Annotated in this window: 12 protein-coding genes; 11 read left to right on the top strand and 1 reads right to left on the bottom strand. The window is 36.6% G+C overall.

The window, feature by feature from the left end; all coding sequences use genetic code 11:
• The first annotated feature begins 216 nt into the window (after positions 1-216).
• From CAO17_RS12775 to CAO17_RS12730, 10 genes are all read left to right on the top strand, one after another.
• Positions 217-918 (top strand): N-acetylmannosamine-6-phosphate 2-epimerase, encoded by a 702-nt coding sequence (locus tag CAO17_RS12775; protein ID WP_085993126.1) that lies wholly within the window; start codon positions 217-219, stop codon positions 916-918.
• 8 nt (positions 919-926) lie between these two features.
• Entirely contained in the window at positions 927-1,793 is an 867-nt protein-coding gene (locus CAO17_RS12770; RefSeq protein WP_085993125.1) for an N-acetylneuraminate lyase, read from the top strand.
• 24 nt (positions 1,794-1,817) lie between these two features.
• Complete coding sequence (locus tag CAO17_RS12765) at positions 1,818-3,320, top strand: sodium:solute symporter family protein (protein ID WP_085993124.1); 1,503 nt, start codon at positions 1,818-1,820, stop codon at positions 3,318-3,320.
• A gap of 9 nt (positions 3,321-3,329) precedes the next feature.
• Positions 3,330-5,018 (top strand): FAD-binding protein, encoded by a 1,689-nt coding sequence (locus CAO17_RS12760; RefSeq protein ID WP_245831841.1) that lies wholly within the window; start codon positions 3,330-3,332, stop codon positions 5,016-5,018.
• Between the two features lie 87 nt (positions 5,019-5,105).
• A complete protein-coding gene (locus CAO17_RS12755; RefSeq protein ID WP_085993123.1) occupies positions 5,106-6,029 on the top strand; it encodes an ROK family protein in 924 nt (307 codons plus the stop codon).
• Positions 6,026-6,862, top strand: coding sequence for a MurR/RpiR family transcriptional regulator (locus CAO17_RS12750; protein WP_085993122.1), 837 nt, complete (start codon positions 6,026-6,028; stop codon positions 6,860-6,862). Before CAO17_RS12755 ends, CAO17_RS12750 begins: the two co-directional genes overlap by 4 nt.
• A gap of 168 nt (positions 6,863-7,030) precedes the next feature.
• Positions 7,031-7,606 (top strand): helix-turn-helix domain-containing protein, encoded by a 576-nt coding sequence (locus CAO17_RS12745; protein ID WP_085992216.1) that lies wholly within the window; start codon positions 7,031-7,033, stop codon positions 7,604-7,606.
• 146 nt (positions 7,607-7,752) lie between these two features.
• Positions 7,753-8,919, top strand: coding sequence for a Gfo/Idh/MocA family protein (locus CAO17_RS12740; protein WP_085992217.1), 1,167 nt, complete (start codon positions 7,753-7,755; stop codon positions 8,917-8,919).
• 345 nt (positions 8,920-9,264) lie between these two features.
• Complete coding sequence (locus CAO17_RS12735) at positions 9,265-9,840, top strand: helix-turn-helix domain-containing protein (protein WP_085992216.1); 576 nt, start codon at positions 9,265-9,267, stop codon at positions 9,838-9,840.
• Complete coding sequence (locus CAO17_RS12730; RefSeq protein ID WP_342744230.1) at positions 9,741-10,664, top strand: IS3 family transposase; 924 nt, start codon at positions 9,741-9,743, stop codon at positions 10,662-10,664. The genes CAO17_RS12735 and CAO17_RS12730 overlap by 100 nt, the downstream gene beginning before the upstream one ends.
• Positions 10,665-10,737: 73 nt before the next feature.
• Here the strand turns inward: CAO17_RS12730 and CAO17_RS12725 are convergent, their stop codons facing one another.
• Positions 10,738-11,178, bottom strand: coding sequence for a cell wall hydrolase (locus CAO17_RS12725; protein WP_085993120.1), 441 nt, complete (start codon positions 11,176-11,178; stop codon positions 10,738-10,740).
• A 205-nt stretch (positions 11,179-11,383) separates the two neighbouring features.
• Here CAO17_RS12725 and aspD point away from each other — a divergent pair, with 205 nt between their 5' ends.
• Positions 11,384-13,000 (top strand): aspartate 4-decarboxylase, encoded by a 1,617-nt coding sequence (gene aspD, locus CAO17_RS12720; RefSeq protein WP_085993119.1) that lies wholly within the window; start codon positions 11,384-11,386, stop codon positions 12,998-13,000.
• Positions 13,001-13,127: the final 127 nt, after the last annotated feature.

Genomic DNA, 13,127 nt, shown 5'->3' with positions numbered 1-13,127 from the left:
TTTTTATTTATCAAAAAATTCCTAATCAACGGAAAATAATACCATTGTAACATATTATTGTCAAATATATTTTTAAAATGAATAGTAAAAGTCACTATTGAATCAAAAATATCACTTAAAATTTAATGTTGACAGTTAATTATCATGATGTTATAGTTTAGTTAATGAAAACGCTTTTACTTAAAGCTTGTAAATGAATGATTAAGGGGAATGTTTATGACAACATTAGACAAGATTAATAGGAAGTTAATAGTTTCCTGTCAGGCGCTAGAGGATGAGCCATTACATAGTGATTTCATTATGGGAAAAATGGCATTGGCGGCAATGCAAGGTGGGGCTTTAGGGATTCGCGCGAATTCGATAAAGGATATTCAAGCGATCAAAAAGGAAGTCGACCTTCCAATCATAGGGATTGTTAAAAGGGACTTTCCGGATAGCGATGTTTTCATTACGCCAACTGACAAGGAAGTAGATGAACTGCACCAGGAAGGGGTGGACATCATAGCGATGGATGCTACCAAGCAAACTAGACCTAGTGGGGAAAGTTTTGAGGAGTTTTTTTCTCGAATGAAACAGTTGTATCCCAACCAATTATTTATGGGGGATGTTTCTACGGTTCATGAGGCTATTGTAGCAGAACGGGCAGGAGTGGATATTGTTGCTCCGACACTAGCTGGCTACACTTCTTACTCCAAAGGATCCGTACCATTACATGTTTTAGAAGGAATCCTAGCTGAAGTGTCGATTCCTGTTATTGCAGAAGGGAATTTTGATACACCAGAAAAAGCAAGACGGGCACTTCAATTAGGTGCACATGCTGTTGTCGTAGGAAGTGCGATTACACGTCCACAAGTCATTACTAAGAAATTTGCAACAGCAGTAAATGAAGCAATAGAGGAGATCAAAACAGAAAGGTGAGGGACATAATGAAAGGGATATATTCAGCGTTAATGTGTTCATTTGATGAACAAGGAAATGTGAACGAAAAAGGTTTGAGAGAAATTGTTCGATACAATATCGATGTTTCTAAGGTAGATGGGTTATATGTAAATGGAAGTACAGGGGAAAACTTTATGATTTCCACAGAACAAAAGAAACAAATTTTTGAGATAGTGAAGGATGAAGCAGGAGACGCGGTGAAATTAATTGCGCAAATTGGTTCATTGAATATGGAAGAGGCAGTGGAACTTGCACAATTTGCTACCGATGTAGGTTATGATGCGATTTCTGCGGTAACACCATTCTACTACAAGTTTGACTTTGAAGAAATCAAAGATTACTATTTTACAATTTTAGAAAATGTGGATAATGACTTAATTATTTATTCTATACCAGCGCTAACAGGGGTAAATATGAGCCTGGATCAATTCGGGGAATTATTTGAACATGATAAAGTCATTGGCGTTAAATTTACAGCACCAGACTTTTTCTTATTAGAACGTCTTCGTCATGCTTATCCAGACAAGTTAATCTATTCTGGGTTTGACGAGATGTTGCTCTCTGCTAGTGTATTGAAAGTAGATGGGGCTATTGGAAGTACCTTTAATGTGAATGGAGTAAGAGCTAGACAAATTATGGAGTTAGCTCAAAAAGGTCAAATCGATGAAGCGAGAGAAATTCAGAAAGTGACCAATGATTTAATCTCAGCTATTTTGGATAATGGCTTGTATCAGACAATTAAGGAGATATTGAAATATAAGGGTGTTTCGGCGGGAGTTTGTAGGAAACCGATGAAGACCCTTGATGAAGATGGAGTAGCTAGAGCAAAACAAATTACTAAAAAATATTTGTAAATGATGATACGAGGGGGATGAAAAATGGGGAGTTTTCAGCCAATAGATTATATCATTTTAGTTGCATATCTATTATTTATTCTATATATCGGGATTGCCGTTGCAAAAAAAGAAATGAAAGGGAAGGAATTTTTTAAAGGCGACGGATCCATTCCTTGGTGGGTAACATCTGTAAGTTTATTTGCTACCCTCCTAAGCCCGATTTCTTTCTTATCATTAGCAGGTAATTCATATGCCGATTCATGGCAACTATGGGTTGCACAATTAGGGTTATTAATCGCGGTACCAGTAGCAATATACTTTTTCCTTCCAGTTTACCGGGATTTAAACCTAGATACTGCTTATGAGTATTTAGAAAGAAGATTTGATAAAAAACTTCGTGTTATAGCAAGTGTTTTATTTATTATTTATCAGATTGGTAGAATGTCGATTATCATGTATCTACCTTCCATTGCTTTATCAGCAGTAACTGGCATTCATGCGGTCTGGATTATCTTATTCATGGGTGCAATTGCTACGATTTATTCCTCATTTGGAGGTATTAAATCCGTGCTCTGGACAGACTTTATCCAAGGTGTGGTATTAATCGGTGGAGGGATTTTTGCTTTAATTGTGCTAATATTCTCCATCCAAGGTGGCATACCTGAAATCTTCCGTGTAGGTGTTGCGGAAAATAAATTCTTTAGTGAAGAAGTTCTATTCGATCCAAATATTTTAAACGATAGTTTGTTCTTAATTTTCTTAGGTGCTGGATTGTCAACTGCTTTCTCTTATATTTCCAGTCAGGATATGGTACAGCGTTATTTAACAACCACTGACTTAAAACAAATGAACAAAATGACAGTAGGTAATGGTGTGCTTTCGCTTGGTACAGCTACTTTGTTCTTCTTTATTGGAACCGCTTTATATGTTTTTTATAAACAACAAATGGGCAATAATATCCCGACAGGAAATTCAGATTTAATTTTTGCTAATTATATTGTTGCTGAATTACCAGCGGGTATATCTGGTTTATTAATAGCAGCTTTGTTTGCGGCTGGCCAATCTACACTTTCTACTGGTTTGAATAGTGTTGCGACTAGTTGGACATTGGATATTCAAAAAATAATCAGTCCTGATTTAAATGATGAAGCAAGTACTCGTATTGCCAAATTTATTTCTTGGTTTGTTGGTGTATTTTCCATAGTCTTTGCTATTGTACTTGTCTATACTGATATCAGTTCCGCATACGAATGGTTCAATGGCTTAATGGGACTAGTACTAGGGATTATTGGGGGGACATTTACACTGGGCATTATGACGAAAAAGGCAAATGCAAAAGGTGCCATGCTTGGGTTTATCGTCACTGCTATTATTGCAGTTTATGTTTCTTACTTTACAGATATATCCTTATGGGCATACTCACTCATTAACCTAGTTGTCTCACTTCTTGCTGGTTATATCTTTAGTTTGATTTTCACTGAAAAAAGTAGAGCGGAAGAAAAGAATGAAATACTGACTTATTATGACCATAAAAAAGCGGAGTGATTTTAGAAAATGATGTTAAACATCAATAAGAAGTTAACAACAGATGTGCTAGTTGTTGGTAGTGGACTTTCGGGAATTAAAGTGAGTAAAGAATTATTGGATCTAAATCATGATGTGTTGATGATAACGAAAACGAAATTGGCTTCAGGTTCAAGTTTCTATCCGCTAAAAGCTTCTTTAGGAACACAAGTTACGAAAGATAATCCGGATAAAGAAGTTTTCTTACAGGATATTAATGATTTAAGTTGTGGGATGCATCGAGAAGATTTAGCTGAAGTGTATGTGGACGAAATTCCTGATAGGGTGAAGGAATATAAGGATATCGGCGTTATCTCAAAGAAATTAGAAGGGGAAAGAAAAGCCTGTTTTGCCAATCATTCAAGAAATATATTTTTATTAAGTAATTGGGACCAAATTCGAGAAAATGTTAGAAGGATATTGGATGAATATAATCATTTTAGACTCATGCAAAAAACAATCGTCATTTCTTTAATTAAAAAAGAGGATCGGATTGTTGGCGCACTTCTTCTAGATAAGGAAAACGAATTTGTTCTTGTGGAATGTGATGCGGTAGTTTTAGCTTCAGGTGGATTTGGCAGTATCTATAAACATAATTTAAATCCAGCTGATGTAGATGGTTCGGGGCATATCTTAGCCCTTGAGGCAGGCGCGAGTCTAGTAAATATGGAATTCATCCAATTTATCCCTGGCATTACTACTCCAAGGTACAAAACCTTATTCGGGGAGCACACCCTTATGTACTGTAAGGATATTGTAGATGACGATGGAAAGAGTATTCTTGAAGCCTATCTTTCTGAAGGGATGTCAAAGAAGGAATGTCTTGAAATTAGAAGTTCACACGGGCCTTTTACACATTCACTAGACTCCAGGTATTTTGACATTGCGATGATGAAAAGTATTATAGATTCCAAGAATGAAAATGGTTTCAAGTTATTATATGATGATAAACTCTATGAAATTGAAGAAGAGTTTTATACAGTATATTTAGACTGGCTAAAAGAGAAAGGAGTTCATTTAACAAAGGACAAGGTTAAGATTGCTCCTTTTGCCCACGCTAGTAATGGTGGCGTATTTATTGATACGTATGGTAGAACAGGTATTAATGGATTATATGCGATTGGGGAACTTTCTTCTAATATAGAAGGTGCGAATCGGCTTGGTGGTAATTCTACTGGGGCTTGTATGGTGTTTGGTAAACGGGCTGCAGAGGATTGTAATCAATATTTACAATCTATTGATTCCTATAAAATAAGTAAAAGGGAAGGAAATAAGCATTTAGAACAATTCTTTAATTTGAATGATTTCATGACAGCTGGTAAAGGTGAATTAACAGCCAATCAGGTAATTGATAGAATTAAAGATATCATGTGGTATCATGCGAATGTTGTCCGTTCGGAGAAAAATCTAAAGGCTGCTTTGGAGGAAATTAAAGCATTAGAATCAGACTTATCTTTTGCTAATTTAGTAGAGAATAAACACTCAAGAAAACTTGCAATAAAGGCAAGAAACTTTATCCAATTATCTAATATCCTACTACAAGCTATGTTAGAACGTAGAGAAAGTCGTGGGGCACATTATAGAGAAGACTATCCGGTGCAAAACCCAAATTTTAATAAAAGATTGTTCATTTCACAAAAAAATGATCAATCAATTGTATTTCAGTTTTTGAATAAGTAAGATGGCGGTGTTTCGTCTATCACAGGGAGAAAAACCTAGTACAGGTTTTTCTTTTTGTGCGATTCTGGGGAAGAAGGAGTGTGACAAATGATTGCTGTTTTTGATATTGGTGGCACTGCGATTAAGTATGGTGTGGTCAGTCTAAATGGGGAAATATACAGGCATGATTCCTTTCCTACCGATGTGCGATTGGGTGGGGAGGCGTTAATTGATCGAGTTATTGGAAGAGTTAAAGAATTGCAAACGGAATGGGAAATCAGTGGTATATCGATCAGTACGGCTGGACAGATTGATTCCGTAAATGGTGTCGTCTTTCATGCGACAGATAATATTCCAGGGTACACTGGCTTAAATATATCTAGTAAGGTTCATGAGGCTACAGGATTGAAGGTAAGTGTTGAAAATGATGTGAACTGTACGGCTCTTGGCGAACATTGGATGGGCGTAGCTAGAGGTGCAGCTGATTTTCTTTGTGTTACCATTGGTACTGGCATTGGTGGTGCTTTGTTTCTTAGGGAAGGGTTATATGCCGGCCCAGCTTTTGCAGCAGGCGAAATTGGTCATATAAATTTGTATCCAGGTGGAAGGGTTTGTACTTGTGGTAATGAAGGGTGCTATGAACAGTATGCATCCAGTAAGGCGCTAGAAATGTTGGTTCAAGAGAAATTTGACAGTATAATGGATTTAAGAGATTTTTTTGAGCAACTTCGCAACGGGCAGGAGGAAATGCTTGAAGTTTTCCATCAATGGGTGGATGACCTTACCAATGGACTTCGGTCTGTGGTTCATATGATAAATCCAGAATTAATTATTATTGGTGGAGGGATTTCGGAACAAGGAGATTTCCTACTAGATGCGATAAAGACGTCACTTTATAAGAAAATCATGCCAAATCATGCGAGCAAATTGCAGGTGAAAATGGCTGAATATGGGAATAAGGCTAATTTATTGGGAGCCGTGAAGCATTACAGGAATCAATATTTACGTGAAGAGAAGGGGGTAGAAAGATGAAAAAACATCCTAAAGGAGTTAAAGCCTCTATAATAATGGAGCAATACAGGCCTGAATTTACAAAGTCCGAGCATAAGATCTATGATTATATTCAAAACAACAAAGAACAGGTACTTTATCATTCCTTAACAGAGCTATCGGAATCAAGTGGAGTAGCGGAGGCCACGGTATTACGATTTTTCCGGAAATTGGGTTTTAAAGGATTTCAAGATTTTAAATTCTTGTTTGCTCAAGAGGTTTCAGTAGATGAGGATCAGGACCACGAGGATACATATGTGGAGAAAATCAAGAATAATATCGTACACGCGGTCGAGGACTCATACGATATTCTTGATCTGGAAGTACTACAGCAGGCTATCGATGCCATCGATGTCTCCGAAGATGTCGTTCTTTTTGGTGTTGGGTCCTCCGGAATCGCGGCTTTAGATATGGAAACGCGCTTTATGCGAATTGGGAAACACGTCAAAGCCTATACCGACCCACATTTTCAAGTGATGCGTAGTTCTTCAATGGATGAGAATACCGTGGTGGTTGCAATTAGTCTTACAGGAAGTACAAAGGATATTATTGACGCAGTCAAGATTGCGAAGGACCGGAAAGCTACCATTATTGTGTTAACCAATTATATTAAATCGCCACTTACGAAATTTGCGGATCATGTATTATTATCATCTGCAAAAGAAAGCCCATTAGATAGTGGATCCCTTGTATCAAAAATTACCCAGCTCTTTTTGATTGATCTTTTATGTACTGGATTGACCATTAAAAATTACAAAGAAGCAGAAAAAATGAGGATGGAGATAACGAAGAATACGGCAAGTAAGTTGTGGTGAATAATGCACAATCTGCCAACTGTTGAAAAGGAAAGGCAATTAATTTTAAAAAAAGAGATAAATAGGACGGTGAAGTGGAAACCTTCCTTCATTTTAGTGCTAGGGACAGGTAACTGTAGTGCACCCCAAAAGTTAGAGTGAAAAAACTAATTTTTGGGGTGTTCTATTATGGTCAAAAAATATAGTGATGATTTAAAGATAAAAGTAGTTAAAGATTATCAAAATGGATATTTAGGAATTAGAGATTTAGCTAAGAAGCATAATATAAAATCAAAATCCAGTGTAGGTAGATGGATACGAGTATATGAAGAATTTGGTGAAGATGGTTTAAAAAGTGTGAAGAAGAAACATACTTACTCTGTTCAATTTAAGCTAGATGTATTAAGATTTATAGAGAGAACAGGATATTCAGAGACGGAAACAGCCCTTCATTTCGGGATGAAAAATTCCACTATTATAGCTGACTGGAAGAAAGCCTTTCTTAAGGGGGGTGTTGATGTTTTTGAAACGAAAGGACTGCCATCTATGACTAATACATCTAAGAATAGAGAAAATAAACAAACAAAAAAGAAGCAAATAAATGAAAAAGAAATGACACGTGAACAATTGGAAAGAGAATACGAATTTCTTCGTTTGGAGGTAGAATACTTAAAAAAGTTGCGAGCTTTTCAGATAGATCCGGAGGGATATCTAGAAAAGCACAAGCAGCACTATCATTCGAACTCAAAGAAGAATTCAAATTAAAAGATGTCNTATTAGACCTGAAGAGCGTTTATGATTGAGAAGCTCATGAAATAGATGGAGGGTACCATTTTTAAACCCTTCCTTCTTAATCATTTCATTTGCAAGCGAATTAAATGGAATAATAAATAGAGTAAAGGAGAGGTTGCATGGCAACTGAAAAACAATTGAGTAAAAAGAAAATTGGTGTTGGCATTATTGGTGCAAGCCCATTAAACCCTGATAGTTGGGCAGTCAACGCACATATTCCAGCTATTAAAGCATTACCAGAAGAGTATGAACTACGGGCAGTAAGTACGAGCCGTCGTGAATCAGCAGAAGCAGCTGAAAAGGAATTTGGAGTGCCAGCTTTTGATCATTATAAGGATTTAGTAAATCATCCTGACGTGGATTTAGTTGTTGTAACAGTAAGGGTTCCTTACCATCATGAACTAATCTCTGCTGCTCTGGATGCGGGTAAAATGGTATTTTCTGAATGGCCACTTGGTAACGGTCTAGAAGAAGCAAAAGATCTTGCTAAACGCGCTGAGCTAGCTGGTGTTCGCACTGCTGTAGGCTTACAGGCACGTTTTCAACCAGCTATTCGTTACGTGCGTGATTTAATTGCAGATGGTTATATTGGTGAGGTGCAAGGATCCATTCTAGTTGGATCAGGCATGGCTTGGGGAAATGTTACCGATCGTAACCATGCCTATTTATTTGATGCAGCAAACGGAGCGACACTACTATCTATTCCAATTTTTCATGCCTTAGATGCTTTATCTTACATGCTCGGTGATTTTTCAAGTGTTTCAGCTAACCTAGTATCCAACCAATCAGAAGTTCTGTTAATGGAGGAAAATGAGAGTATTCCTGTTACTTCTCCAAATCATGCTTCTATTATAGGTACAGTGAATAGTGGTGCAGCTATCTCTGTATTTTACCGAGGTGGTAGCTCTCGTGGAGAGAATATGCGTTGGGAAATTAACGGTACTAAGGGGGACTTGATTTTAACTGCTCCAATTGGACAAGTTCAGTTAACAGATTTAAAACTGGAAGGTGGCCGCGGGGAAGATACCGTGGTCAGCGAAATGACTATTCCCTCTGTTTATTATGATTTAGCTCAAGATGGACCAGTTGATGGATCAAGTAATTCAGGGGAACTATATGAGCAAGGTGTATCAAATAATACGAGAAGACTATATGCGCAATTTGCAAAGGATATTCGTGAAGGTACGAACCATACGCCTGATTTTGCCCATGCTCTCGTTCGCCATCAACTTCTCGACGCAATTGAAACATCTTCACGTACAGGAACAGCACAGAAATTAAACTAAGTGGGACATAGGGTCAGGTTCCTCGTCCCATTTCCAACTATTTTAAGCCAAAGCCAAAGGTTCTCCTTTGGCTTTTTTGATTTGCTCACTTGTTCTAGATACGTTTGCGAATTCTTTTATTCAACAGCATGCGCTTCAAAAATAGAGCAACTTGTTTTTGGTAGATTCTAATGAAAGGAAGGATTAATCAATAAAAGAAGGAAAGGCACACTTTCTTCATTACCGAAAACTAAGCCTCTATGCTACCACAGAGCTTTTATCTATGAAGGGGAAAATTGCGGGACGAGGAACTGTAGTGCACCCCAAAAGTTAGAGTGAAAAAACTAATTTTTGGGGTGTTCTATTATGGTCAAAAAATATAGTGATGATTTAAAGATAAAAGTAGTTAAAGATTATCAAAATGGATATTTAGGAATTAGAGATTTAGCTAAGAAGCATAATATAAAATCAAAATCCAGTGTAGGTAGATGGATACGAGTATATGAAGAATTTGGTGAAGATGGTTTAAAAAGTGTGAAGAAGAAACATACTTACTCTGTTCAATTTAAGCTAGATGTATTAAGATTTATAGAGAGAACAGGATATTCAGAGACGGAAACAGCCCTTCATTTCGGGATGAAAAATTCCACTATTATAGCTGACTGGAAGAAAGCCTTTCTTAAGGGGGGTGTTGATGTTTTTGAAACGAAAGGACTGCCATCTATGACTAATACATCTAAGAATAGAGAAAATAAACAAACAAAAAAGAAGCAAATAAATGAAAAAGAAATGACACGTGAACAATTGGAAAGAGAATACGAATTTCTTCGTTTGGAGGTAGAATACTTAAAAAAGTTGCGAGCTTTTCAGATAGATCCGGAGGGATATCTAGAAAAGCACAAGCAGCACTATCATTCGAACTCAAAGAAGAATTCAAATTAAAAGATGTCTTACAAATAGTTGGCATCCCTGAGTCTTCATATCATTATCATATTAAAATAATGATGAAGGAAAATCCAGATCAGGACTTAGAGAGGCTCATTCAATCCATTTTCAATGAACATAACGGTAATTATGGTTACCGTCGTATTCACCTTGAATTAAGAAACCGTGGACATAAAGTGAATCATAAGAAGGTTCAACGTATCATGAAGAAACTAGGACTTAAAGGCAAGAAATTCTGGACAAAAACACGTAAATATCGTTCCTATAAAGGTACCATTGGGAAGGTTGCCAAAAACCGCATCAATCGTCGATTTTACACCAATGTGCCACTTCAAAAACTAACGACAGATATTACTGAATTTAAATGTACCGACGGAAAATTATATTTAAATCCGATTATGGATATGTTTAATGGCGAAATTATTTCATTTGGAATAAACAGGCGCCCGAATTTAGAACTAGTGATGAAACCTCTCAATGAAACGTTAGAAATCGTTAAAGAATCAAAATACAGAACAACTATTCATTCTGATCAAGGGTGGCACTATCAACATAGAAAATGGGTAGAAACACTGAAAGTGAATAAGATTTTTCAAAGTATGTCTAGAAAAGGAAACTGCTTAGATAATTCGCCGATGGAAAACTTTTTCGGTTTACTCAAACAAGAGATGTATCATGGAGAAGCATTGTGTTCTTTTAAGGAATTAAAAAACAAGATTGAGAAACATATAGTTTACTATAATAATAAACGTATCAAGCAAAAATTAGCTGGTATGAGTCCAGTTCAATACCGCAATCACACCAGCCAATTATCTGCTTAATATAAAACTTTAACTTTTGGGGGTCACCTCAAACACTGTCCCTTAATTTTATAAATATCCAAATTTTCTCAGGTCATCCGCTATAAACACTGTCACATGTTCCTGCAACAGGTTCATAGAAGCAATGTTGTTTATATGGACCAGTAAAAGGTTGGTCGTACCATGTTGGAGGACATGGACCATACGGGTTAAAGTACCAAAGGGCATATTTCGCTGGGTGTTGTCTCCAAAATTTCAAATTCTTTCTTGCCAATCTTTTTTCAGATTCTCTTGCTCTTTGATAAAAGACGTTGCCTTTTTGAACAGCTTCAAAAGAGAAATTGCCTCCCTGTACTTGAAAGATAACATCTTCAATTGTTCTCAAATCGTTAAAGTCAATACAATTTGCTACAGCACGGTTAACAATAACATTTCCAACATATAGCATTCCTTGTTTTCCTTCACCTTCAGCTTCTGCTCTCATCATCCTTGCCATTAAGTCAATGTCTGCATTCCTATAAGCTACTCTTGCCACTTCTCCACCTCCAGAATATAGTATGAAAAAATACTAATCATGTCCTTGTAATTTCCTGGTTCAATGGTATAAATCATACCTTCTTTTATCTCAACACTTTTCTAAATATACTGTTACCGGAAGAGAAGTAGGAGTCTAATAATAATCCATTCTAATTTGTGGAATACTCTTGTTATGAGTTATCAGTTTGTTTAGGAGGATTTTGATGGATCAACCAAACAAGGAAAGTCGTCAGCTGGAGGAAATAAGTCCGTTTGAATTAAAAGACAAACTTATCGATCTTGCAAAAGGAAAAATGAGAATGACTAGAACGATGTTAGATGCAGGTCGAGGTAATCCAAATTGGACTTGTGCTGCACCTCGAGAGGCGTTTTTTGCACTAGGACAATTTGCTGTTACGGAATCAAGGCGCGTATGGAATGAAGGGGATTTAGCGGGTATGCCAAGTCGTATTGGAATGGCAGAACGCTTCGATAAGTATGTTAAGGAAAATCAACAAGTTCCAGGAATTCAATTATTGGAAGAAATCATTCATTACGGAATGAAGATTAAACGGTTCGACCCAGATAAATGGGTCTATGAATTAGTAGATGGAATCATTGGAGATAATTATCCAACCCCAGATCGAATGCTTGTAAGAACGGAACAAGTCGTGCATGATTTCATATTGAAAGAGTTGTGTGATCAAGAAACGTCATGTGGTACATTTGATTTATTTGCAGTTGAAGGGGCAACGGCAGCGATGTGCTACATATTTGAAACGTTATATAAGAATCACTTACTACCTAAAGGGGCTAAAATAGCGGTGATGGTTCCAATTTTTCCACCGTACTTAGAGATTCCAGAACTTCCCAACAATAATTATGAACTTGTGAAAATTGAAGCATCAGAAATTGATGAGGAAGGGCATCATACATGGCAATATCCAGATGAGGAGTTAGAAAAATTAAAGGATAAGGATATCAAAGCACTTTTTTTAGTGAACCCAAGCAACCCGCCATCTGTTTCGATAAAAAAAGAATCCATTGAAAAAATTATACGAATTGTAAAAGAAGATAATCCTAACCTTATGATTATTTCCGATGATGTGTACGGCACGTTTATTGACGGGTTTCGTTCTCTAATGGTGGGTTTACCTTTCAATACAATCGGAGTATACTCTTTTTCCAAGTATTTTGGTGTAACTGGTTGGCGTTTAGGAACCATTGCCATTAACGAAACAAATGTATTTGATCAATTAATTAAAGAATTACCAGAAGAAAAGAGAAACGATTTAAATAAAAGGTATTCCTCTCTTACACGGAATCCGGAAAATCTTAAGTTTATCGATCGTATGGTAGCAGATAGTAGAGATGTTGCTATGAATCACACAGCTGGATTATCAACGCCACAACAAGTACAAATGGCAATATTCTCCGTTTTTGCAATGCTTGATACGAATAATGAATACAAACAAAAGACGAAAGATATTCTACAACGAAGAATGAATCTATTATATGAAGGTCTAGATTTGCCGAAGAATAATTTACCCAATGCAGCAGATTATTATACAGAAATTGATCTAGAAATATGGTGTAACCTTCATTATGAAGAAGGATTTACTGATTATCTCAAAAACAACTATAAACCAGTAGATATTCTATACCGGCTAGCTGAAAAGTCGTCAATCGTATTATTAAGTGGGAAAGGGTTTTTAGCACCTACGTGGTCCATTCGAGTGTCTTTGGCCAATCTAAATGATGAAGCCTATTCACGTATAGGACAAGAACTGATAAATGTACTTGATGAATATGTAGTAGAATGGAAGAAAGGAAAGGAATAATTTCAATGATGAACAGGGTATAACCTATTCTGCTTATAATGTTGAATACAGCCCATTTCCATCAACGTTACAAGAAACAATGGCAAAGACTTATTCAGAATGGCTTCCCACCTAGCTTTTCTTTTAC

The sequence above is a fragment of the Oceanobacillus senegalensis genome (assembly GCF_900176885.1).
Lineage (GTDB): Bacteria > Bacillota > Bacilli > Bacillales > Amphibacillaceae > Oceanobacillus > Oceanobacillus senegalensis.
The sequence above is the reverse complement of the archived record's forward strand: the minus strand, read 5'-3'. Positions and strand labels throughout refer to the sequence as shown.